This is a genomic window from Terrabacter terrigena, from assembly GCF_042676085.1.
GTDB lineage: Bacteria > Actinomycetota > Actinomycetes > Actinomycetales > Dermatophilaceae > Terrabacter > Terrabacter terrigena.
This window is the reverse complement of record NZ_JBHTKH010000001.1, coordinates 337,705-359,817: the sequence shown is the minus strand read 5'-3', so window position 1 is coordinate 359,817 and position 22,113 is coordinate 337,705. Positions and strand designations below refer to the sequence as shown.

The 22,113-nt window shown below is 71.0% G+C and carries 17 protein-coding genes; 9 read left to right on the top strand and 8 right to left on the bottom strand.

The window, feature by feature from the left end; all coding sequences use genetic code 11:
- Positions 1–191 precede the first annotated feature (191 nt).
- From ACFQ2V_RS01650 to ACFQ2V_RS01630, 5 genes are all read left to right on the top strand, one after another.
- A complete protein-coding gene (locus tag ACFQ2V_RS01650) occupies positions 192–1,199 on the top strand; it encodes a GNAT family N-acetyltransferase (protein ID WP_386050167.1) in 1,008 nt (335 codons plus the stop codon).
- Between the two features lie 49 nt (positions 1,200–1,248).
- Positions 1,249–1,563: a thiamine-binding protein gene (locus ACFQ2V_RS01645; protein WP_386050166.1), complete on the top strand. Its 315-nt coding sequence runs from the start codon at positions 1,249–1,251 to the stop codon at positions 1,561–1,563.
- The gene (locus ACFQ2V_RS01640; RefSeq protein ID WP_386050164.1) at positions 1,535–2,209 is read left to right on the top strand and encodes a GNAT family N-acetyltransferase; all 675 of its coding nucleotides are present in this window, start codon (positions 1,535–1,537) and stop codon (positions 2,207–2,209) included. Before ACFQ2V_RS01645 ends, ACFQ2V_RS01640 begins: the two co-directional genes overlap by 29 nt.
- A 103-nt stretch (positions 2,210–2,312) precedes the next feature.
- Positions 2,313–3,299 (top strand): hypothetical protein, encoded by a 987-nt coding sequence (locus ACFQ2V_RS01635; protein ID WP_386050163.1) that lies wholly within the window; start codon positions 2,313–2,315, stop codon positions 3,297–3,299.
- A 14-nt stretch (positions 3,300–3,313) separates the two neighbouring features.
- Positions 3,314–4,261, top strand: a complete 948-nt coding sequence (locus tag ACFQ2V_RS01630) for a co-chaperone YbbN (protein ID WP_386050162.1) — start codon at positions 3,314–3,316, stop codon at positions 4,259–4,261.
- A 131-nt stretch (positions 4,262–4,392) separates the two neighbouring features.
- Here ACFQ2V_RS01630 and ACFQ2V_RS01625 read toward each other — a convergent pair whose 3' ends face one another.
- Genes ACFQ2V_RS01625 through ACFQ2V_RS01600 form a run of 6 tightly spaced genes read right to left on the bottom strand, consistent with a single transcriptional unit; the run spans position 4,393 to position 14,045 of the window.
- Positions 4,393–4,950: a hypothetical protein gene (locus ACFQ2V_RS01625; protein WP_386050161.1), complete on the bottom strand. Its 558-nt coding sequence runs from the start codon at positions 4,948–4,950 to the stop codon at positions 4,393–4,395.
- Positions 4,947–6,593, bottom strand: coding sequence for a phosphoglucomutase (alpha-D-glucose-1,6-bisphosphate-dependent) (gene pgm / locus ACFQ2V_RS01620; protein WP_386050160.1), 1,647 nt, complete (start codon positions 6,591–6,593; stop codon positions 4,947–4,949). Before pgm ends, ACFQ2V_RS01625 begins: the two co-directional genes overlap by 4 nt.
- Entirely contained in the window at positions 6,590–8,893 is a 2,304-nt protein-coding gene (gene glgB, locus ACFQ2V_RS01615) for a 1,4-alpha-glucan branching protein GlgB (protein ID WP_386050159.1), read from the bottom strand. Before glgB ends, pgm begins: the two co-directional genes overlap by 4 nt.
- The gene (locus tag ACFQ2V_RS01610; RefSeq protein WP_386050158.1) at positions 8,890–10,317 is read right to left on the bottom strand and encodes a maltokinase N-terminal cap-like domain-containing protein; all 1,428 of its coding nucleotides are present in this window, start codon (positions 10,315–10,317) and stop codon (positions 8,890–8,892) included. The genes glgB and ACFQ2V_RS01610 overlap by 4 nt, the downstream gene beginning before the upstream one ends.
- The gene (gene treS, locus ACFQ2V_RS01605; RefSeq protein ID WP_386050157.1) at positions 10,317–12,023 is read right to left on the bottom strand and encodes a maltose alpha-D-glucosyltransferase; all 1,707 of its coding nucleotides are present in this window, start codon (positions 12,021–12,023) and stop codon (positions 10,317–10,319) included. Before treS ends, ACFQ2V_RS01610 begins: the two co-directional genes overlap by 1 nt.
- Positions 12,024–12,026: 3 nt before the next feature.
- Positions 12,027–14,045, bottom strand: coding sequence for an alpha-1,4-glucan--maltose-1-phosphate maltosyltransferase (locus ACFQ2V_RS01600; protein WP_386051028.1), 2,019 nt, complete (start codon positions 14,043–14,045; stop codon positions 12,027–12,029).
- Positions 14,046–14,383: 338 nt separating this feature from the next.
- On the opposite strand from ACFQ2V_RS01600, the gene glgP reads away from it, so the two are divergent.
- The gene (glgP, locus tag ACFQ2V_RS01595; RefSeq protein ID WP_386050156.1) at positions 14,384–16,972 is read left to right on the top strand and encodes an alpha-glucan family phosphorylase; all 2,589 of its coding nucleotides are present in this window, start codon (positions 14,384–14,386) and stop codon (positions 16,970–16,972) included.
- 83 nt (positions 16,973–17,055) lie between these two features.
- Here glgP and glgX read toward each other — a convergent pair whose 3' ends face one another.
- A complete protein-coding gene (glgX, locus tag ACFQ2V_RS01590; RefSeq protein WP_386050155.1) occupies positions 17,056–19,200 on the bottom strand; it encodes a glycogen debranching protein GlgX in 2,145 nt (714 codons plus the stop codon).
- A gap of 119 nt (positions 19,201–19,319) precedes the next feature.
- Here glgX and ACFQ2V_RS01585 point away from each other — a divergent pair, with 119 nt between their 5' ends.
- From ACFQ2V_RS01585 to ACFQ2V_RS01575, 3 genes are all read left to right on the top strand, one after another.
- Positions 19,320–19,826, top strand: a complete 507-nt coding sequence (locus ACFQ2V_RS01585; protein WP_386050154.1) for a hypothetical protein — start codon at positions 19,320–19,322, stop codon at positions 19,824–19,826.
- The gene (locus ACFQ2V_RS01580; RefSeq protein ID WP_386050153.1) at positions 19,826–20,605 is read left to right on the top strand and encodes an enoyl-CoA hydratase/isomerase family protein; all 780 of its coding nucleotides are present in this window, start codon (positions 19,826–19,828) and stop codon (positions 20,603–20,605) included. Before ACFQ2V_RS01585 ends, ACFQ2V_RS01580 begins: the two co-directional genes overlap by 1 nt.
- A gap of 91 nt (positions 20,606–20,696) precedes the next feature.
- The gene (locus ACFQ2V_RS01575; protein ID WP_386050152.1) at positions 20,697–21,044 is read left to right on the top strand and encodes a hypothetical protein; all 348 of its coding nucleotides are present in this window, start codon (positions 20,697–20,699) and stop codon (positions 21,042–21,044) included.
- A gap of 115 nt (positions 21,045–21,159) precedes the next feature.
- On the opposite strand, the gene ACFQ2V_RS01570 is transcribed toward ACFQ2V_RS01575, so the two are convergent.
- On the bottom strand, positions 21,160–21,957 hold the full coding sequence (locus tag ACFQ2V_RS01570; RefSeq protein WP_386050151.1) for an SDR family oxidoreductase: 798 nt from the start codon (positions 21,955–21,957) through the stop codon (positions 21,160–21,162).
- Between the last annotated feature and the right edge of the window lie 156 nt (positions 21,958–22,113).

Here is a 22,113-nt window from a genome sequence, read left to right as displayed (position 1 = left end):
ACACACGAATGGGCGCTGCGTTGTGCTCGTGCGGCTGCTGCTGGTCGCAGCTGCTGTGTCGCGCGCGCCGTGGTCTCGGCACGCACGAGCACGAAGCGGACCCGGTCCTGCTTGGAACACGACCTGTTCGTAGGCGAACCGGTAGACGTAATTCTGTTGTCGGCGGGGAGCGCCGGTGTCACCGTCGAGACATGGACATCATCGTGCTCGACCGTGACGACGACGTCATGCTCAAAGGGCTCTTCGGCGTCGCGACGCGCAGCGAGGCGGTCTCGCGCGTGCAGCCGATCCGACGCTCCGAGGACGAGTTCGTCAAGATGGTGCGCTTCTCGTTCCCGGGGGAGCGCGAGGAGGGCGCGGTCGCCGTCGTCGACGGTACGCCGGTCGGCTGGTCGCGGGTCTTCTTCCCCGAGCGCGACAACCTCGACAAGTGCTGGACCCACCTCGAGGTCGACCCCCAGCACCGTCGTCGCGGGGTCGGCTCGGCGCTGCTCGAGTGGACCGAGGCGCGGGCGCGCGCGGCCGGACGCGACATGCTCCTCAGCGAGGTGTTCGTGCCCGTCGGCGACCGAGAGTCCCACGCCGACCGCCAGTTCGCCCTCCGGCGTGGGTATGCCGTGTCGAGCGTCGAGATCGTGCGGTCCCTTGCGCTGCCCGTCCCGTCGGCGGTGCTCGACGGCCACCGACAGCGCTCCGCCGAAGCGATGGGCGACGGCTTCGAGCTGAGCGTCCACGTCGACGGCGTGCCGCAGCACCTGCGCCAGGGTGTCTGCGACGCATCGAACCGGCTCATCCTCGACGCCCCCACGGGGGACGTCGAGTTCGAGCCGGAGTCGATGACCGTCGAGGACTACCAGACGATGCTCGACCACGAACGCGACCTGGGTCGCATCCTGCTCACTGCCGTCGCCGTCCACCGGGCCACCGGGACGGTCGCCGCGTACACCGACCTGTCCGTTCCGGCCGGTGACCCCGACGTCGTGTTCCAGTGGGGCACGCTCGTGCTGCCCGAGTTCCGAGGACACCGGCTCGGCATGGCGGTCAAGGTCGCGAACCTCGACGAGCTCGCGCGCATCGCTCCTGACCGACGGTCGGTGCAGACGATGAACGACGAGCAGAACCCGTGGATGGTCCAGATCAACAAGGACCTGGGCTTCGCGATCATCGAAGAGGCGCTCTCGATGAAGAAGGCCTTCTGACGCCTCGGGCGGTGTCGGCGCGGCGGTGGTGGCGGCATACGGTGAGGCCATGCTGATCGCCTTCTCCGTCGCCCCCACCGTCGCTGCCGACGACACCGGATCGGTGTCCGAGGCCGTCGCCCGCGCCATCCGAGTGGTCCGTGACTCGGGCCTGCCGCACCGCACGGACGCCATGTTTACGACGATCGAAGGGGAGTGGGACGAGTGCATGGCCGTCGTGAAGCAGTGCTGCGACGTGCTGGCGCAGAGCTCCCCGCGTGTCGGGCTCGTGCTCAAGGCGGACATCCGGCCGGGGTTCACGGGCGAGCTCGACGCCAAGCTCGAGCGGCTCGAGGATGCGCTCGACCGCCAGCGAGATGAGTGAGCGCGGCTGGCAGCTGAGGCCGCTCGCGCCGGAGCACTGCGACGAGCTCGGCGGGGTGCACATGGCCGTCTGGCGCGACGCGTACGCCGGGATCATGCCGGACGACTACCTCGCGGGCCTCAGCGACGAGCGGTGTGCCGACAGCTGGCGAGCCGTCGCGGCCCGACCGGCTGACGCCGCGGCACGCACGCTCGTCGTCGTGGACGACCGGGGGCACCTTGCCGGCTGCGGCGGCGCCGGACCCAGCCGCGACGCCGACCCTCCCACCGAGTGGGAGCTGTATGCCGTGAACCTCATGCCGAGCGCGCGGGGGACCGGGGTCGCCGACCGCTTCCCCGACGAGCTGCTCGGTGGGCGTGACGCGACCCTCTGGGTGGTCGAGGGGAACGCGCGGGCGAGGGCCTTCTACACACGTCGCGGGTTCGTCGACGAGGGTGGACGGGGCGAGCACCCCGACACCGGCCCCCGCAGCTGCGGATGGTACGACGAGGGCCCCTTCCTGAGCGGCCGTCCTGAGCGGCCGTCCAGTGGCGCAGCGGCCTGCCGCAGATCAGGCATTGCGGGCAGGCGCCGGGCGGTCGAACCGGCGGGTAATTTCGCTCCGCCCGCACGATTCGTGCCCGCAATGTCCGGGATTGCCCCATGACGCGCATTTCGGCGGATTCGGGCTGCGGGCACCCCGGGCCGTATCGTTGGGCCCGGTCGAGCCTCCTCGCCCGCATCCCCCTGCACCATCGAAAGGCCCATCCATGCCCCGCCCCGCGACCCGACGTGCCCTGGCCGCCGCGCTCGCCTCGGCCGCGATGCTCTCGGCCTGCACCGGCAACTCCGACGACGGCACCGACGGCAGCGGCGTGTCGGCGAGCCCCGTGGTCGCCCCCGAAGCCGCCGCGACGACGGCGTCATCGGCAGTGGCGGCCGCCGCGTCCTCGTCCCTCGACGGCACGGCCGCGGGAACCGCGGCCCGCGGCAAGGCCTTCGCCGGAGTCGCGCTCGAGTCGGCAAACGCGTACGCGAAGTCGCTTCCCGGCCGCACCGCGGCGGACAAGGCCGAAGCCGAGCTGGCAACGACCGGTGTGAAGGTGCTCGCGGTCTCGCGTGAGGGCGACAAGCCGCGGCAGATCCTGGCGCAGACGACGCTGAAGAAGACCGGGGCCGCCGTGCTCGTGCTGCTCGTCGCCGACGAGAGCGGTGCGTTCAAGGCTGCGGCCGTCACACCGATGCTGCCCGACGCGAAGCTCGACGCGCTCGACCCGACCACCGACGGCTCGCCCGCGATCGCCGATGGCAAGGGCCTGGTGGCCTCGCCCGACGACGTGCTCGCCGCGTTCGCCGCTTCGGTGAAGTTCCCCAAGCCGACCGCGGCCAAGGTGCTCGCGGCCGACCCGCTGTCGGAGCAGCTGCGGCAGTCGGCTCTCGCCCAGTCGCAGGCCCTCAAGAACCAGGGCGCCTTCACCCAGGACCACGCGCCCAAGGGCGTCATCGGCGGCGTCCGTCTCAAGGACGGCAACGGGGCGATCGTCTTCGCCCACCTCGTGCGCCACGACACCATCGCGATGCGTACGCCGCTCAAGCTCACCCCGGCCAAGGACCTCACCCTCCTGACCGGCATCAAGCAGATCACCACCGAGGCCGACCTCACCTCCAACGAGGTCGTCGCCATCGTCATCCCCGCGTCTGGACAGGCCCGCGTCGTCGCGGCGTCGGACCAGCTCGTCGCCGGCTCAGGTCGGTGAGGCAGGATTGATCTATGAGTCACCAGCCATTCACCGCAGCAGCACTTCGCGGTGCCGTCGACCTGTCCTCGCTGAAGCGTCCGGCCCCGCAGGGTGGCCCCGCATCAGACGCGGGCTCCACCTCCACGGGCGGTGCTTCCCTCGTCGTAGAGGGCACTGACGCCTCGATCCGCGACGTGCTCGCAGCGTCGGCGACCCACCCGGTCGTCATGGTGCTGTGGTCGCCGCGACTTCAGGAGTCGGCCGACTTCGTCGCCACGTTCGGTGCGGTCGCCCGACGCTACGCCGGGCGCTTCCAGCTCGTGACGGTCGACGTCGACGCGAACCCCACCATCCTGCAGGCCTTCCAGGTGCAGGCGGTGCCCGTCTCCTTCGCCTTCGTGCAGGGCCAGCCGGTGCCCCTCTTCGAGGGCGTGCAGCCCGAGGAGCAGGTCACGGCCGTCATCGACCAGGTGCTGGCCCTCGCGGCCCAGCACGGCGTCACCGGCACGGTGGCCGTCGACGGCGCGGAGCCCACCGACGATGCCGACGCCCAGGAGGAGCAGCCCCTGCCACCGCTGCACCAGCAGGCCTTCGACGCCATCGAGCAGGGCGACCTCGAGGCTGCGGCTGCCGCCTACCGCGAGGCGCTCCTGCAGAGCCCCGCCGACGCCGATGCGAAGCTCGGGCTCGCGCAGGTCGGCCTCATGCAGCGCACCCAGGACGTCGACCTGCAGGCAGCCCGGGCCGCCGCGGCCGCCGCACCGACCGACGTCGACGCCCAGATCCTCGTCGCCGACCTCGACCTGCTCGGCGGCCACGTCGAGGACGCCTTCGTGCGGCTCATCGACACCGTGCGCGTCACGGCCGACGCCGACCGCAACAAGGCGCGCGAGCACCTCGTCGAGCTGTTCGAGGTCGTCGGCGCCACCGACGAGCGCGTGGCCAAGGCTCGCAAGTCCCTCATGAGCGCCCTCTTCTGAGCTCGCGCCCGCCTGCCGCCCACGTCGAAGGAGCAGCCCGTCCCGCGGGGACGGACTGCCCTTTCGACCGTCGCGGGTGACGGCGGGCTCCTTCGATCGCCGACGGCGGCGACAGAGGTTTCTCGCGACCGTCAGTCGGTGGCGGCGGTGTCGACGACCGACTCCACCAGGCGTTCGACGACCTCAGCCGCGGTGCCGGCCAGCGACTCCGCGTCGTCGGGGTCGGGCGGCGTCGTCACCCACAGGCCCCAGCCCGGCGTCGCCGGGTCGATGCCCGTGCCGACCACGACGAGGTGCACGGGCTCGGGTGCCGCCAGGTCGAGGTAGTCCTCGACGCGGTCGCCCTCGACCCGGTCGGCGACGACGACGTCGTACCCCTCGATGAGGTAGGTCTCGGCGAGCGCGAGCCCGGCCGACCACCGCAGCAGCTGGCGCCGCACCAGCGCCACGCCCGTGAGCGCCTCGGCGTGCTCGCCCCGCGAGGGGCCGACGAGCATCGAGTCGAGCACCTGGCCGTCGACGACGACCGAGTCCCCGAGCCGCTCACCGATCGCGCGGCCGAGCCGACCCAGGCCGGACGCGTCGGCGCCGGTGACGAGGACGAGGCGGCCGCGGGCGTCGCCGGCGCCACGACTCCTCGCAGCGCCGGCCGGGCCAGGCGACCCGACGGGCGGGTCGGGAGCCGTCATCCGCCGAGGGCCGCCGAGACGACGTCCTTCGCCTCGGCCTGCACCCGGGCGAGGTGGTCGGCGCCCCGGAACGACTCGGCGTAGATCTTGTAGACGTCCTCGGTGCCGGAGGGCCGCGCGGCGAACCACGCGCTCTCGGTGGTGACCTTGAGGCCGCCGATCTTGGCGCCGTTGCCCGGCGCCGCCGTCAGCTTGCCCGTGATCGACTCTCCGGCGAGCGCCTGCGCGCTCACGTCGTCGGGGGACAGGGCGCCGAGCTTCGCCTTCTCCTCACGCGTCGCGGCCGCGTCGATGCGGGCGTATGCCGGGTCGCCGTGTCGCGCGGTCAGCTCGGCGTAGTGCTGGCTGGGGGTGCGGCCGGTGGCTGCCAGGATCTCGGAGGCGAGCAGCGCCAGCAGGATGCCGTCCTTGTCGGTCGACCAGACGGTGCCGTCGAAGCGGAGGAAGCTCGCGCCCGCGGACTCCTCGCCGCCGAAGCCGACGGAGCCGTCGAGGAGCCCGGGCACGAACCACTTGAAGCCGACCGGCACCTCGAGGAGCGTGCGCCCGAGGTCGGAGGCGACGCGGTCGATCATCGAGCTCGACACGAGCGTCTTGCCGATGGCGGTGCCTTCGCCCCAACCCGGCCGGGCGCCGCCGTAGAGGTACTGGATGGCCACGGCGAGGTAGTGGTTGGGGTTCATCAGGCCGGCGTCGGGAGTGACGATGCCGTGCCGGTCGGCGTCGGCGTCGTTGCCCGTCGACAGGTCGTAGGCGTCCTTGTTGCCGATGAGCGAGGCCATCGCCGACGGGGAGGAGCAGTCCATCCGGATCTTGCCGTCCCAGTCGAGCGTCATGAAGGCCCACTGGGGGTCGACCCGCGGGTTGACGACGGTGAGGTCGAGGCCGTGGCGCTCGCCGATCTCGCCCCAGTAGGCGACGGAGGCCCCACCGAGCGGGTCGGCCCCGATGCGCACGCCGGCCTCGCGGATCCTCGCGAGGTCGACGACGTTGGGCAGGTCGTCGACGTAGGCGCCCATGAAGTCGTACGCGCCCGCCTCGGCCCTGGCCTTGTCGAACGCGATCCTCCTGACGTCCTTGAGGCCGCCGCGCACGAGGTCGTTGGCCCGGGCTGCGATGACGGACGTGGCGTCGGTGTCGGCGGGACCGCCGTGCGGCGGGTTGTACTTGAAGCCGCCGTCGGCCGGCGGGTTGTGCGAGGGCGTCACGACGATTCCGTCGGCGAGGCCCTTTGCGCCGGAAGGCTTTCCGTGGTTGGCGCGGAGGATGGCGTGCGAGACGGCCGGCGTCGGGGTGAAGCCGTCTCGGTCGTCGACGAGCACCTGGACACCGTTGGCGACGAGCACCTCGAGGGCCGAGCGCCAGGCCGGCTCGGAGAGTCCGTGCGTGTCGCGCCCGATGAAGAGCGGCCCGTCGAACCCCTGTGACACCCGGTAGTCGACGATGGCCTGCGTCGTGGCGAGGATGTGGTCCTCGTTGAACGCGGTGCGCAGGCTCGACCCGCGGTGCCCCGACGTGCCGAAGGCGACCTGCTGGTCGGGGTCGTCGACGTCGGGGTGCAGGTCGTAGTACGCACCGATGAGGGCGTCGACGTCGACGAGGTCCTCGGCCTGTGCGGGCTGGCCGGCGCGTGGGTGGGTCATGAGGGGTCTCCGTTCGTCGGCGTGGGCTGCGGTGCGGACGTCTCGCTGCTGCTGGAGGCCCTTCCGGCAACCGTGGCCGTCGCCGCCGGGCCGGGCTCGTCGAGCGGGACGAGCCAGACGGTGGACAGCCGCGGAACCGTCAGGTCCGCGGCATACGGCTGGTGGTGCCACTGCTCCTCGCGCGCCTCGACCACCGTGCCCGTGCTGCTCGGGGCATCGGGGTGGTAGCCGGCGGTGTCGAGCACGACGGTCCAGCGACCGCCGCGCGGCAGCCCGATGCGGTACGACTCCTGGGTCTGCCCGCTGAAGTTCATGACGCACGCGACGACCGGGGCGTCCTCGGCGCGGTCGCCCCGGCCGAAGCGCAGCCACGAGAAGGTGTTGTGGTCGGCGTCGTCGGCCTCGAGCCACTCGAAGCCGGACGGGTCGGCGTCGAGCTCCCACAGGGCGCGGTTGCCGCGGTAGATGCCGTTGAGGTCCTTGACGAGGTTGTGCACCCGGTAGTGGAGCGGCTGCTCGAGCAGCCACCAGTCGAGGCTGCGGCCCTCGGACCACTCGGACTCCTGCCCGAACTCGCAGCCCATGAAGAGCAGCTGCTTGCCGGGGTGGCACCAGAGGTAGGCGAGGAAGGCGCGCAGCGTGGCCACCTGCTCCTCGCGCGGGCCGCGCGACTTGCGCAGCAGCGAGCCCTTGCCGTGGACGACCTCGTCGTGGCTGATCGGGAGCACGAAGTTCTCGTCGAAGGCGTACATGAGCGAGAAGGTCAGCTTGCCGTGGTGGTACTTGCGGTAGATGGGCTCCTCGCCGAGGTACTTCAGCGAGTCGTTCATCCAGCCCATGTTCCACTTGAAGCCGAAGCCCAGGCCGCCGTGGTTGGTCGGCTTCGTGACACCGGGCCACGTCGTCGACTCCTCGGCGACGGTGACGATCCCGCCGACGCGCTTGTAGGCGGTCGCGTTGGTCTCCTTGAGCAGCTCGACGGCCTCGAGGTTCTCGCGCCCGCCGTTCTTGTTGGGCACCCAGGCCCCGGCGTCGCGGGCGTAGTCGAGGTAGAGCATCGAGGCGACGCCGTCGACCCGGAGGCCGTCGATGTGGAACTCCTCGAGCCAGTAGATGGCGTTGGCGACGAGGAAGTTGCGCACCTCGGGACGGCCGTAGTCGAAGATGTTGGAGCCCCACTCGGGGTGCCAGCCCCGACGCGGGTCGGGGTGCTCGTAGAGCGGCAGGCCGTCGAAGCGGGCGAGTGCCCACTCGTCGGTGGCGAAGTGACCGGGCACCCAGTCGAGCAGCACGCCGATGCCGGCCTTGTGCAGCTCGTCGATGAGGTAGCGGAAGTCGTCGGGGTGGCCCCAACGCGAGCTCGGCGCGTAGTAGCCGGTGACGTGGTAGCCCCACGAGGGGACGTACGGGTGCTCCATGACGGGGAGGAGCTCGACGTGCGTGAAGCCGAGGTCGCGCACGTAGTTGACGAGGTGCTCGGCGAGGCCGCGGTAGCCGAGCTCCTGGCGCCACGAGCCGAGGTGGACCTCGTAGATGCTCATCGGTCCCTGGTGGGCGTCGGAGGTGCGGCGCCGCTCCATCCAGGCGTCGTCGCCCCAGTGGTAGTGGCTCTCGGTGACGATCGCCGCCTGCTTCGGTGCGACCTCGGTCATCCGTGCCATCGGGTCGCTCTTGAGGCGCACCAGCTCGTCGGGGCCACGGACGGCGAACTGGTAGTTCATCCCCTCGTGGGCACCCGGGAGGAACAGCTCCCAGATGCCGCTCTCGCCCAGGGCGCGCATCGGGTGGGTGCGGCGGTCCCAGTCGTTGAAGTCGCCGATGACGTGGACCGCCTTGGCGCGAGGCGCCCAGACGGCGAACGAGACGCCCCAGACGTCGCCGAGCGGCCCAGGGTAGTGGCGCACGTGGGCGCCGAGCACGGTCCACAGCTGCTCGTGCCGGCCCTCGTTGATGAGGTGGCGGTCGATCTCGCCGAGCGTGGGGGCGAAGCGGTAGGGGTCGTCCTGCTCGTGCTCGACACCGTCGCCGTACTCGACGAGCAGGCGGTAGTCGTGCGTCGAGCCGAAGTCGGGGGAGGTCATCGACCAGATGCCGTCGCGCACGTGGTGCAGGTCGACGCGGTCACCCGAGTCGAGGCGCGCCGACACCCGGCTCGCGTACGGGCGGTATGCCGTGATCGTGAGCCCCCCGGGCCCCATGTGGTGCCCGAGGAGGTCGTGCGGCTGGCCGTTGCGGCCGTGGAGGAATGCCGTGATGGCGGCATCGTCGAGCGAGGGTCCTTGGGAGGTGTGACTGCTCATGGCGTGCCTTCCGGATCGGTGAGCCGCTCGACCGCGCCGAGCGGGATCGGCAGCCAGGAGGGGCGGTTGCGGGCTTCGTAGACGACCTCGTACAACGCCTTGTCGAGCTCGAGGGCGCGGGTCAGCGCGACGGCGTCGGCGTCGAGGGGGCCTGCCACAGAGGCGTACCCATCGAGGAAGGCCTCGCGACAGGCGGCTGCCCACGCTGTCGCGTCGACCGGTGACTGCGCGAGGGCCACGGAGCCTGCCGCGTAGTCGAACGACCGGAGCATGCCGGCGACGTCGCGTGCCGTGAGGTCGGGTCGGGTGCGTTCGGCGAGCGGGCGCAGCGGCTCTCCCTCGAAGTCCAGCGCGACCCAGCCGCGCTCGGGGACGTCGAGCACCTGGCCGAGGTGGTAGTCGCCGTGGATGCGCTGCAGCAGCGGCCAGTGCACGTCACGGACCGACTGCGCGATGCGCTCGACGGCTGCCGAGTGCGAGGAGAGCTCGGGCACCAGGGCGGCAGCGGCGGCATACCGCTGGCGCATCGACGTGACGAGGGCGTCGCGCGACTCGGGCGTGACCTCGGAGGTGCCCAGCGCGTGCGCCAGTGCCGTGTGGATCTGCGCCGTGACGACCCCGAGGTCGCGCGCGCGGGCCGTGAAGTCCGTGCCCGATGCCGCAGCGACGAGTGCCACGCGCCAGGCGTCCTCGACGCCGGGGATGAACTCCTGGGCGAAGGCGAGGTGCCCGTGCAGGGGCGCGCCGTCGACGGGGGAGTCCCACGCGCCTGCGAGGTGGCCGACCGCGATGGGTACGCGGTCGGAGCCCTCTCGGGTCAGCGCCGACTGCACGACGACGTCGGGGTTGTCGCCGTCCTGCACGGTGCGGAAGACCTTGACGATCAGCGGCTCGGCCGGGCCACCGTCGGGGGCCGCCATGCGACAGATGATGGACGTGTTGGACTGCTCGCCGCTGAGGACCGACGACGAGGAGACCGTGCCCGCGGCGTGACCGGTGCTCGAGCCGGTGGCGCGGGCGTTGCTGCCGACGGAGGCCTGGGCGTCGTCGGACACGCCCGCCCCGAGGATGGTCGCCATCAGCTGCGAGACGTAGACGGGGTCGTGCGGCGCGTCGTAGACCCAGCGCGTGCCGAGGACGCTGTGCTCCATGGTGCCCAGCAACGCGTGCTCCGCGCCCTCGAGGGGCGCGCCACGGTAGGTGAGCGGCACCTGGTAGACGACAGCCGGTGTCACGGCCTCGTCGGCGAGCAGCAGTGTCTCGCAGCCGACTTCGCCGTCGGGGTCCTCGAAGCGGAAGCCGCCGACCCGACGCAGCTCGGGCACGTGACCCTTGCCGTGGTACCAGCGCTGGTGCGGCATCCACTCGGTGATGATCTCGGTCTTGGTGGGCACGAGCGACGCGCCCTTGTGCACGATGGCCATCAGCCGTTGTCCTCTCCGCCGCGGAGCTGGAGCCAGAAGAAGTCGCGCGAGCCGAGGGTGAGCGTCACGCGGCCGTCGTTGGCCACCCAGGGGAAGCCCTGCCCGCCGAAGAGGTCGATGAGCTGGCGCCCCGACAGACCCTCCGGCAGCTGGATCGTCGCGGCCTGGGGGCGGCTGCTCAGGTTGTTCACGCAGAGCACCGCCTCGTCGGGGTGGTCGTGGTCGCCCTTCAGCACCCGGGTGAAGGCCAGGATCGACTCGTTGTCGGCCGGGACGACCGTGAAGTCGCCGAGGCCGAAGACAGGGTGGCGACCGCGCACCTGGAGCATGCCGCGCACCCAGTGGAGCAGTGAGGCCGACGACGCCATCTGCGCCTCGACGTTCACGTTGTTGTAGTGGTAGACGAGGCTGCTGATGACGGGCAGGTAGAGCTTGCCGGGGTCGACGTTCGAGAAGCCCGCGTTGCGGTCGGGCGTCCACTGCATCGGCGTGCGCACGGCGTCTCGGTCGTGGAGCCAGATGTTGTCGCCCATACCGATCTCGTCGCCGTAGTAGAGGCACGGCGAGCCGGGCAGGGAGAGCACCAGAGCGTGGATGAGCTCGATCTCGGGGCGGCTGTTGTCGAGCAGGGGCGCGAGGCGCCGCCGGATGCCCACGTTGGCGCGCATGCGGGGGTCGGGGGCGTACCAGCCGTACATCGCGGCGCGCTCCTCCGGCGTGACCATCTCGAGCGTCAGCTCGTCGTGGTTGCGCAGGAACGTGCCCCACTGCGTGCCCTTCGGGATCGCCGGCGTGTCGGCGAGCACGTCGATGATCGGCTGGGCCTTCTCCTCGCGCAGCGAGTAGTAGAGCCGCGGCATGACGGGGAAGTGGAAGCACATCTGGCACTCGGGCGAGTCCTCGGAGCCGAAGTAGTCGACGACCTCGGCCGGGGGCTGGTTGGCCTCGGCGAGCAGGATGCGACCGGGGTACTCGGTGTCGACCATCGAGCGCAGCCGGGCGAGGAACTCGTGCGTCCTCGGGAGGTTCTCGCAGTTGGTCCCCTCCTCCTCGTAGAGGTAGGGCACGGCGTCGAGGCGGAAGCCGTCGATGCCGAGGTCCATCCAGAAGCGCACGATGTCGAACATGGCCTCCTGCACGGCCTCGTTCTCGAAGTTGAGGTCGGGCTGGTGGCTGAAGAAGCGGTGCCAGAAGAACTGCCGGCGCACGGGGTCGAAGGTCCAGTTGGAGACCTCGGTGTCGACGAAGATGATGCGCGCGTCGTCGTAGCCGTCGTCGGTGTCGGACCAGACGTAGAAGTCGCCGTAGGGACCGTCGGGCTCGGCGCGGCTCGCCTGGAACCACGGGTGCTGGTCGCTCGTGTGGTTCATGACGAGGTCGGTGACGATGCGGATGCCGCGGGCGTGCGCCTGCGAGACGAGCTCGGTGAACTCGGGCAGCGTGCCGAACTCCGGCAGCACCGCCTTGTAGTCCGAGATGTCGTAACCGCCGTCGCGAAGCGGTGAGGCGTAGAACGGGGGCAGCCAGAGGCAGTCGACCCCCAGCCACTGCAGGTAGTCGAGCCGCTGGATCAGGCCGGTGAAGTCACCTGCACCGACGCCCTTGCTGTCGGCGAAGGCACGCACGAGCACCTCGTAGAAGACGGCCTTCTTGAACCACTGCGGGTCGTGCTTCAGTCCCGGCTGGGCGAGGTTCAGTCCCTGCATGCGTCAGTGGCTCCTCACGTGGATGATGTGGACGGGCTCGGAGTCGGGCCCCAGCCGGACGAAGTTGTCCTGCCGCCACTCCCACGTCTGGTTGGTGATGTGGTCGTGCGCGTCGAAGCTCGACCATGTCGCCATACCCAGCGCCTCCATGTCGAGGTGCACCCACGTCTCACGGGTCGCGTGCGGGTCGAGGTTGGCGATGACGAGCACGGTGTCGCGCTCACCTGTCGCGTGGTCGACGATGCGCGACTTGCTGAACACGAGGACGTTCTCGTCGTCGGCGGCGTGGAAGCGCAGGTTGCGCAACCACCGCAGGGCGGGGTGCCACTCGCGAATGTCGTTGAGCCGCTTGAGGTACCACGCCAGCGACCGGCTCTCGAGCGGGCCGCCGGGCTCGTAGAGGTACCACTGGCGGTCCTTGTACTCGTACTTCTCGTTGTCGATCTGCTCCTCGGCGCCGGGCCGGGCGACGTGCTCCATCAGCTCGTAGCCGGCGTAGATGCCGTAGGTCGGCGCCATCGTCGCCGCGACGGCTGCGCGCAGCTTCCAGGCCGTCGGGCCGCCGTACTGCATGTAGGGCGTGAGGATGTCGTGCGTCGTCGGCCAGAACGAGGGGCGCATGTATGCCGACCCGCTCGTCTCGCCGGCGAGCTCACGTCCGTACTCCTCGAGCTCCCACTTCTCGTTGCGCCACGCGTAGTAGGTGTAGCTCTGCTGGAACCCGGCCTTGGCCAGCTGGTGCATCATGGCCGGCTTGGTGAACGCCTCGGAGAGCCAGATCGTCTCGGGGTGGTCCTTGGCGACGTCGGCGATCAGCCACTGCCAGAAGGCGACCGGCTTCGTGTGCGGGTTGTCGACGCGGAAGATGCGGACGCCGTGGTCGAGCCACACCTGGATGACGCGACGCACCTCGGCATAGGCGTCTGCCGGGTCGTTGTCGAAGTTGAGCGGGAAGATGTCCTGGTACTTCTTGGGCGGGTTCTCGGCGTACGCGATGGTGCCGTCGGCCCTGGTGGTGAACAGGTGCGGGTGGGTCTGCACCCACGGGTGGTCGGGGGAGGCCTGCAGCGCGATGTCGAGCGCGACCTCCATGCCGAGCCGCCGCGCCTCGCCGACGAACGCGTCGAAGTCGTCGAACGTGCCGAGGTCGGGGTGGATGGCGTCGTGCCCGCCGTCCGGCGATCCGATGGCGTACGGGGATCCGGGATCGCCCGGCTGGGCGGTCAGGGTGTTGTTGCGTCCCTTGCGGGCCGTCGTGCCGATGGGGTGGATCGGGGTCAGGTAGACGACGTCGAAGCCCATGTCGGCGATCGCGGGCAGGCGCTTGGCCGCGGACCGGAAGGTGCCGGAGACCCACTCGCCCGTCTTCTCGTCGCGGTGGGCACCCTCGGAACGTGGGAAGATCTCGTACCACGCCCCGTAGAGGGCGCGCTCGCGCTCGACGAGCAGGGAGTAGGCGGGGGAGGGCGACACGAACTCGCGCAGCGGCACCAGTGCGTGCAGGCCGGTGATCTCTGGCGAGGTCGCCGCACCGAAGCGGTGCGCGGCGGGCGCCCGGTTGTCGCCGAGCGCCACGACGCCCTTGTCGATCTCGGTGGCGTCGACGCCGAGCCCTCTCACGGCGGCAGCGAAACGCTCGAGCACGCGTACGCCCTCGGCGCACATGAGGTCCTCGTCGACGCCGGCGGCGATCTTGATGCCGGCGTCGTGGACCCACGTCGCGTAGGGGTCGGACCAGCCCTCGACACGGTAGGTCCACCAGCCCTCGCGGTCGGCGACGACGGTGGTCGACCACTCGGAGAGCCCGGGGTTGTCGCTGTGCATCGCGAAGTAGTGCTCGTTGCCGTCGGGGTCGGTCAGCACGGCTGTCGCGTTGACGGCGTCGTGTCCCTCGCGGAACACCTTGGCGCGCACGGTGAACTCCTCGCCCACGACGGACTTCGCCGGGCGGGTGCCGCCGTCGACGAGCGGTCGCACGTCGCTCACGGGGATGCGACCGATGGGGAGCGCGCCACCGGGCATGCCCTCGACGGTCGGCGGGGCGCTCACCGGGTGCTCGGGGGCGAGGTGGACGGCGCCGGCCTCGGTGTCGTCGACGAACGCGTCGTCGGCGGTCGGGGTCGCGTCGACGCGGGGAGGTGCTGCGGGTTCGGGTGGTGCCGTCGGTGTCGGTGGGCGGGCGGTGGTGCGCGCGGGGGTTGGCTTGCTGGAACGGGACTTCTTCGCTGAGCCAGTCACGTGATCGACCGTATCGAAGTTGGGGCGCTACGCCCACGACGCGCCGACGGTCCGTCCGGTCGGTGAAATGGTGCTGCAAGTGTTGCAAGAACACGTCATGGCGACCCCTATGCTGTCCCCTTGTGAAGGCCATCCGTCGCTTCAGCGTCCGCACCGTCCTGCCGAGCCGCATCGAGGGGCTCGGCGTCCTCGCGAGCAACCTCCGCTGGTCGTGGCATCCGCCGACCCGTGACCTGTTCGAGAGCATCAGTCCGCGCAAGTGGGTCGACGCCGGTGAGGATCCCGTCAAGCTCCTCTCCCGCCTCTCGGCCGACGAGCTCGCCGCGCTGGCCGCCGACGACGAGTTCGTCAGCAGCGTCGTGGCGGCCAACGAGGACCTGCACCACTACCTCACCGACGAGCGCTGGTACCAGTCGTGGAGCCGCGAGCAGGAGGCCGCCGGGAAGGCGGCTCCCGCCGCCATCGCGTACTTCAGCCCCGAGTTCGGCATCACGGCCGTGCTGCCCCAGTACTCCGGTGGTCTGGGCATCCTCGCCGGCGACCACCTGAAGACGGCCTCCGACCTCGGCGTGCCCATCGTCGGTGTCGGCCTCTTCTACAAGACCGGCTACTTCAAGCAGTCGCTCAACCGCGACGGCTGGCAGGTCGAGACCTACCCGGTGCTCGACCCGGACGAGCTGCCGCTGTCGCTGCTGCGGGAGGAGGACGGCACCCCCGCCGTCGTCACGATCGACCTGCCGGCCGGGCGCGTGCTCAACGCGCACGTCTGGAAGGCGCAGGTCGGACGCGTTCCGCTGCTGCTGCTGGACTCCGACGTGCCGGGCAACGACGAGCAGACCCGCAAGGTCACCGAGTCCCTCTACGGCGGCGGCGGCGACACCCGCCTCGAGCAGGAGCTGCTGCTCGGCATCGGCGGCGTGCGTGCCCTGCGCCTCTGGTCGCGCCTGTCCGGCGCGCCGACGCCGGAGGTCTACCACACCAACGAGGGCCACGCCGGCTTCCTCGGCGTCGAGCGCATCGCCGAGCTGGTGCGCGACCACGGGCTCTCCTTCGACGAGGCCCTCGAGGCCGTGCGCGCGGCAACCGTCTTCACGACGCACACGCCCGTGCCCGCCGGCATCGACCGCTTCGACGCAGCGAAGATCAACCTCTTCTTCGGCGGCGCCAACGCCATCGAGGGCGTGCCGGTCGAGCGCCTGCTGGCCCTCGGTGCCGAGGACTACGAAGGCGGCCAGCCCGGCATCTTCAACATGGCCGTCATGGGCCTGCGGCTCGCGCAGCGCGCCAACGGCGTCTCGCAGCTGCACGGCGTCGTCAGCCGCGGCATGTTCGACGGCCTGTGGCCGGGCTTCGACGACGTCGAGGTGCCGATCACCAGCATCACCAACGGAGTCCACGCCCCGACGTGGGTCGACCGCGCCGTCTACGACGTCGCGCGCAAGCACCTCGGCACCGCCGACATCGCCGGAACGGACGCTTGGGCCCGCATCGACGGGGTGCCCGCCGACGCCGTCTGGTCGACGAAGCGCGAGATGCGCGAGAAGCTCGTCACCGACGCCCGCCGGCGCGTGCGCTCGTCGTGGCAGAAGCGCGGAGCGACCGACGCCGAGCTCGGGTGGGTCGACGACGTGCTCGACCCCGACGTGCTGACCATCGGCTTCGCCCGTCGCGTGCCCACCTACAAGCGGCTCACGCTCATGCTGCGCGACCCGGCCCGTCTCAAGGCCTTGCTGCTGCACCCGCAGCGGCCGATCCAGCTCGTCATCGCCGGCAAGTCACACCCGGCCGACGAGACCGGCAAGCGCCTCATCCAGGAGATGGTCCGCTTCGCCGACGACCCAGAGGTGCGTCACCGCATCGTCTTCCTGCCCAACTACGACATCGCGATGGCCCAGCACCTCTACCCGGGCTGCGACGTCTGGCTCAACAACCCGCTCCGCCCCTTCGAGGCGTGCGGCACCTCCGGCATGAAGGCGGCGCTCAACGGCGGCCTGAACCTCTCCATCCTCGACGGCTGGTGGGACGAGTGGTTCGACGGGCGCAACGGCTGGGCCATCCCGACCGCCGACGGTGTCGAGGACGCCGAGCGTCGTGACGACATCGAGGCCGCAGCGCTGTACGACCTCATCGAGAACGACGTCGCCGCGAAGTTCTACGACCGCGACGCCGCAGGGCTTCCGCAGGGCTGGATCGCGATGATGACCCACACCCTCAAGACCCTCGGCCCGAAGGTGCTGGCGAGCCGCATGGTGCAGGACTACACCCGCCAGCTCTACAGCCCTGCCGCCAACGCGGGCCGCGCGGTGATCGCCTCGGACTTCGCCGGCGCCAAGGACCTCGCCGCCTACAAGGCGAAGATCCGGGCCTCCTGGCCGAAGGTCAAGGTCGAGCACGTCGAGCCCTCGGGCCTGTCGGACTCGCCCCAGATCGGCGACGTCCTCGACCTGCGCGCCTACGTCGCGCTCGACGGCCTGACCCCCGACGACGTCGACGTGCAGCTGGTCCACGGCCACGTCAACGACGTCGACGAGCTGTGGGGCATGGAGGTCGCCCCGCTCCGGCTCGTCGAGTCCTACGACGACGGCCGTCACCAGTTCGCCGGCTCGCAGCCGCTGCGCCGCACCGGGTCGTTCGGCTACAGCGTCCGCGTCGTGCCGAAGCACCCGTCGCTCGCCAGCGCCGCCGAGCTGGGCCTCGCGCGCAACGCCTGACGGCGCCGCTGGCGTCGAGGAACGCCGAGGAGCCCGGAATCCCTGGTGGGTCCGGGCTCCTCGCGCATGCCGGGACGACGCGGTCAGTCGGGCGCGACGGAGCACCAGACGCGCATCGAGGCGGCGTCCATCGTGACGACGGTGCCCGACAGCACCGGCTCCCCGGGCGCGACCGGACGATCGTCGGAGCTGTCCCAGACCAGCTGGTATGCCGTCACGCCCGGGGCGTCGGGCAGCGTGACGTCGGTCTTGCGGGCCGAGCCGTTGACGGCGACGAGGACCGACTGCTGCGAGAACCAGGCACCGTTGTAGAGGGCCTGGAGCACGTCGACAGCTGGCCCGTCCCAGCGGTGGCCCATGAGCTCGCCGTCAGCAGCGAACCAGGCGAGGTCGGTCGAGCCGCCCTCGTGGGTCGGCCTGCCGGAGAAGAACTCCCGCTGGCGCAGCACCGGGTGGTCACGACGGAGTCGCACGAGGTGTCGGGTCGTCTCGAGCAGGTTCTCCTGCCAGGGCTCGAGGTCCCACCTCATCCAGCTGATCTCGTTGTCCTGGGAGTACGGGTTGTTGTTGCCGCGCTGGCTCCGGCCGAGCTCGTCGCCGGCGTTGAGCATGGGGACACCGGTCGAGAGCAGCAGCGTGCCGAGGAGGTTGCGGATCGACCGGCGCCGCGCCGCCACGACGTCGGGGTCGTCGGTGCGGCCCTCGACGCCGTGGTTCCACGACCGGTTGTCGTTCGAGCCGTCGGTGCCGCCGTGGCCGTTGGGGCCGTTGTGCTTCGTGTCGTAGGCCGTGAGGTCGGCGAGGGTGAAGCCGTCGTGCGCGGTGATGAAGTTGACCGACGCGATGGTGCCCCGGTCGTGGCTGTCGAAGAGGTCCTGCGACCCGGCCAGCCGGGTGGCGAGCTCGCGCACCCCGTGCCCGACGCCGCCCGAGGCCGAGGCTGCGAGGTCGCGCAGCCAGAACGTGCGGGCCGTGTCGCGGTAGCGGTCGTTCCACTCGGAGAACGGCGGGGGGAACTGCCCGGTGCGCCAGCCGTGGATGCCGAGGTCCCAGGGCTCCGCGACGAGCTTGGCGCGGGAGAGCACCGGGTCGGTGCGCAGGGCCACCAGGAACGGGTGGTCGCGGTCGTAGCCGTCGTCCTTGCCGCGGCCGAGCGCCACGGCGAGGTCGAACCGGAAGCCGTCGACGTGGCACTCCTGCACCCAGTAGCGCAGCGAGTCGAGCACCATGCGCGCCACGACCGGATGGGTGAGGTCGAGCGTGTTGCCGCAACCGGTCACGTCGATGTCGCGACCCCGGGCGTCGAGGCGGTAGTACGCGCGCTGGTCGAGCCCGCGCCACGAGAGCGTCATTCCGTCGCGGGAGTTCTCGGCGGTGTGGTTGTAGACGACGTCGAGCAGGACCTCGATGCCCGCCGCGTGGAGGCTCTTCACCATGCCCTTGAACTCGTCGAGGACTCCCTGCGGGTCGGTCGCGGACGCGTAGGGGGCGTGCGGGGCGAAGAACCCGAGGGTGTTGTAGCCCCAGTGGTTGCTCAGGCCGCGCAGGACGAGGTCGGGCTCGTGCGTGAACGCGTGCACGGGAAGCAGCTCGACGGCGGTGACACCGAGGCCCAGCAGGTGGTCGACGAAGGCGGGGTGGGCGAGGCCGGCATACGTGCCCCTGAGCTCCTCGGGCACGCCCGGGTGCAGCATCGTCGCGTTCTTGACGTGCACCTCGTAGATGAGCGACTCGGTCAATGACCTGCGCGGGAACTCGTCTGTGCCCCAGTCGAAACCGTCTTCGACGATGACGCAGCGCGGCATGTGGGGCGCCGAGTCGCGGTCGTCACGCACCCAGATGTCGCCGCGCAGGTCGGGGCCGACGCGGTGGCCGTAGAGGGCGGGGTCGAGGCCGACCTCGCCCTCGATGGCACGGGCGTACGGGTCGAGGAGGAGCTTGGCGGGGTTGTGCAGCAGGGAATGGTCGGGGTTCCACTCTCCGTCGACCCGGAAGGCGTAGCGCTGGCCGGCCCCGACCCCGGCAACGGTGTCGAACCACGTGCCGTGGGCGCGGTGCCGCAGCGTCACCCGGCGCTCGGTCGTCGACCCGTCGGACTGCTCGTCGAAGAGACAGACCTCCACCGAGCGGGCGTGGCCGGCGTAGACCGAGAACTGGGCGCCCTCGTCGGTGAGGCGGGCGCCGAGCTCCGGTGGGAGGTCGGGCGTCGCGGGTGGGGGCGGGCACATGCATCCGAGCGTAGGGGGGCCGGACGAAGAGGGGCAGACCCGACGCTCCGCGGGGCGAAGCGCGTGGACGGTGTGCGGGCCGGATCGACCTCGCCGCGGCCTCTCGTTACGGTTGGCGCATGACCGATCCGACTTCGCTGCCCAACTTCATGCCCAGCGCTCCCGATGCGGGGCCCAACAACGTCCCCGCCAGTGAGACCCCTGTGCGTGACCGCATCCTCGAGGTGCTGAAGGGCCTCGGCATCGAGGCGTCCATCGACGGCGACGGCGACCTCGAGTTCGCCATCGTCGACGACGAGGGCGCGAGCACCACCCTCTTCGCACGCGTTGCCGAGGGCGACCTGGCCCTGGTCCGCTTCTTCGGCCAGTGGCAGCTCGCCGAGCCCGTCTCGCCCGACCGCAACGAGCGCATCGCCCGCTGCAACGACCTCACGATGCAGCTCAACATCGTCAAGCTCTCGCTCGTGCAGGAGAGCCTCGTCGTCTCCGCCGAGCACGTCATCACGCCGAACGCCGACCTCGAGATCCTCGTGCCCCTCTCGGTGAACCACATCCTCCAGAGCGTCGGCTTCTTCTTCCAGTCCTGGCTGCCCGTCGACGACGCGCCCGCGGGCCCGACCGCCTGATGGGCGAGTTCGTCCGGCTCGAGGTCGAGGACGGCGTCGGCACGATCCGCCTCGACCGGCCGAAGATGAATGCCCTCAACGTCCAGGTCCAGGAGGAGATCCGCGAGGCCGCTGCCGAGACGACCGCTCGGACCGACGTCAAGGCCGTCATCGTCTACGGCGGCGAGCGCGTCTTCGCTGCGGGTGCGGACATCAAGGAGATGCAGACGATGTCGTACACCGACATGGTCGAGCGCTCCGCCCCCCTCATGAGCTCGATCACGTCGGTGGCGCGCATCCCCAAGCCGGTCATCGCCGCCATCACCGGCTACGCCCTCGGTGGCGGCTGCGAGCTCGCGCTCGCCTGCGACTTCCGCGTCGTCGCCGACGACGCCAAGCTGGGCCAGCCCGAGATCCTGCTGGGCATCATCCCCGGCGCCGGCGGCACGCAGCGGCTGTCACGGCTCGTCGGCGCCTCGCGTGCCAAGGAGATCATCTTCAGCGGCCGCTTCGTCGACGCCCGGGAGGCGCTCGCGATCGGCCTCGCCGACAAGGTCGTCCCGGCCGCCGACGTCTACTCGTCCGCCCGCGAGTGGGCGTCGACCTTCGTCGGTGCCGCGTCGTATGCCGTCCGTGCCGCCAAGGAGGCCATCGACCGCGGTCTCGAGGTCGACCTCGAGACCGGGCTCGAGATCGAGCGGCTGCTCTTCGCCTCGCTCTTCGCGACCAAGGACCGGGAGATCGGCATGTCCTCGTTCGTCGAGCACGGTCCCGGCAAGGCGCAGTTCGAGGGTCGATGACCCTCACCCGGACGCCGCTCGAGGCGGACCCGCGGCGCCCGTGCCGGTGGGTCCGCCTCGGGCGTCTGCGGGAGCTCGACAGGACCCTGCCGTGACCGCCGAGCCGGGTCGCGGGCCCCTCGACGTCCTCGTCGTCTACGTCCCCGTCGGTGACACCGAGGCGGTGCTCCAGGCACTCTTCGCCGCCGGGGCCGGGACGGTCGGCGACTACCGCGAGTGCGCCTTCGTCACCCGCGGCACGGGACAGTTCCGACCGGTCGCCGGTGCGACACCGACGATCGGCACCGTCGGTGACCTCGAGAAGGTCTCCGAGAACCGCGTCGAGCTCGTCCTCGACCGGGCGCTCCGAGCCGATGTCGTCGCCGCGCTCCGGGCCGCGCACCCCTACGAGGAGCCGGCCTTCCACGTCCTCGAGACCGCCGACGTCGACCCCGCCTGACGGTTCGGCGCCCGACGTCGATATGCCGTCCGGCGCAGGAACTGCGCCATGGCGCGGTTTCGTTCGTGGCCGGGGTCGGCTCGGGTGTCGGAACTGCGCCGTGGCGCGGTCCGGCTCACGACGTCTTGAAGCCGCCGTTGCTGAGGAGGAGCTGGCCGTTGATCCAGCCGCCCTGCTCCGACAGCAGGAAGCGCACGAGGTCGGCCGTGTCGCGGGGCGTGCCGAGCCGGCCCGCCGGGGTGTCGGCGGCGCCGAGGGCCCGGATGCGGTCGTCCATCCAGCCCGTGTCGATCGGGCCGGGGTTGATGACGTTGGCACGCACGCCCCGGTCGGCGAGCTCGATCGCCGCCGCGATGACGATGCGGTCCAGGGCGCCCTTGCTCGAGCCGTAGGGCAGGTTGTGCGCCGTGTGGTCGCTCGTCAGGGCCACGACGTGCGCGGCCGCGGGTCCACCCGGTGCCTGCTCGGGGAGCCGCACGGCAAACGCCCGGATGAGGAGCCACGTCGCGCGGGCGTTGACGGCGTAGTGCCGCTCCCAGCTCTCGAGCGAGGTCGTGAGGATCCCGCTGTCGACCGACTCGCAGTGCGACATGACGAGGCCGGTCACGGGTCCGAGCCGCTCCGTAGCCGTGGCGACGAGGGCCTCGGGGACAGCCGGGTCCGCGAGGTCGCCGGACAGGAGCTCGACACGGCTACCCAGGGCCCGGCACTCGTCGGCGACGGCCGCCGGGTCGTCGGTGCCGCGCTCGTAGCCGAGCCGCTCGTCGTAGGGCTGCCAGTGGCCGAGGGCCAGGTCCCAGCCGTCCGCGGCGAGTCCGAGGGCGAGCTCGGAGCCGATCGAACGACGCCTGCCTACCCCGGTGACGAGGGCGACCCGGTGGCGCGTGGACGAGGCGGGGGAGGCGGAGGACATGGCGCCCATCCTCCGCAGGTCCGACAACCCTCGACAACCGGTTTTGCCTCGTCCGAGCCCACCCCACAGGCCCGCCCGTGGTCGCAGACGTCACGGGCGGCATACGCAGGGGGCTGGTGGTGAGCGTCACGCCAGACGCGTGCGGACTGAGCGGGC

Bases quoted from the DNA above. Each gene is read 5' to 3' on its own strand.
- glgB (WP_386050159.1), bottom strand. From the start codon at position 8,893: ATGAGCAGTCACACCTCCCAAGGACCCTCGCTCGACGATGCCGCCATC.
- ACFQ2V_RS01610 (WP_386050158.1), bottom strand. From the start codon at position 10,317: ATGGCCATCGTGCACAAGGGCGCGTCGCTCGTGCCCACCAAGACCGAG.
- ACFQ2V_RS01585 (WP_386050154.1), top strand. From the start codon at position 19,320: ATGACCGATCCGACTTCGCTGCCCAACTTCATGCCCAGCGCTCCCGAT.
- ACFQ2V_RS01570 (WP_386050151.1), bottom strand. From the start codon at position 21,957: ATGTCCTCCGCCTCCCCCGCCTCGTCCACGCGCCACCGGGTCGCCCTC.
- glgX (WP_386050155.1), bottom strand. From the start codon at position 19,200: ATGTGCCCGCCCCCACCCGCGACGCCCGACCTCCCACCGGAGCTCGGC.
- ACFQ2V_RS01600 (WP_386051028.1), bottom strand. From the start codon at position 14,045: ATGCCCGGTGGCGCGCTCCCCATCGGTCGCATCCCCGTGAGCGACGTG.
- ACFQ2V_RS01580 (WP_386050153.1), top strand. From the start codon at position 19,826: ATGGGCGAGTTCGTCCGGCTCGAGGTCGAGGACGGCGTCGGCACGATC.
- ACFQ2V_RS01645 (WP_386050166.1), top strand. From the start codon at position 1,249: ATGCTGATCGCCTTCTCCGTCGCCCCCACCGTCGCTGCCGACGACACC.
- ACFQ2V_RS01630 (WP_386050162.1), top strand. From the start codon at position 3,314: ATGAGTCACCAGCCATTCACCGCAGCAGCACTTCGCGGTGCCGTCGAC.
- pgm (WP_386050160.1), bottom strand. From the start codon at position 6,593: ATGACCCACCCACGCGCCGGCCAGCCCGCACAGGCCGAGGACCTCGTC.
- ACFQ2V_RS01650 (WP_386050167.1), top strand. From the start codon at position 192: ATGGACATCATCGTGCTCGACCGTGACGACGACGTCATGCTCAAAGGG.
- ACFQ2V_RS01635 (WP_386050163.1), top strand. From the start codon at position 2,313: ATGCCCCGCCCCGCGACCCGACGTGCCCTGGCCGCCGCGCTCGCCTCG.
- ACFQ2V_RS01625 (WP_386050161.1), bottom strand. From the start codon at position 4,950: ATGACGGCTCCCGACCCGCCCGTCGGGTCGCCTGGCCCGGCCGGCGCT.
- ACFQ2V_RS01640 (WP_386050164.1), top strand. From the start codon at position 1,535: ATGCGCTCGACCGCCAGCGAGATGAGTGAGCGCGGCTGGCAGCTGAGG.
- treS (WP_386050157.1), bottom strand. From the start codon at position 12,023: ATGCAGGGACTGAACCTCGCCCAGCCGGGACTGAAGCACGACCCGCAG.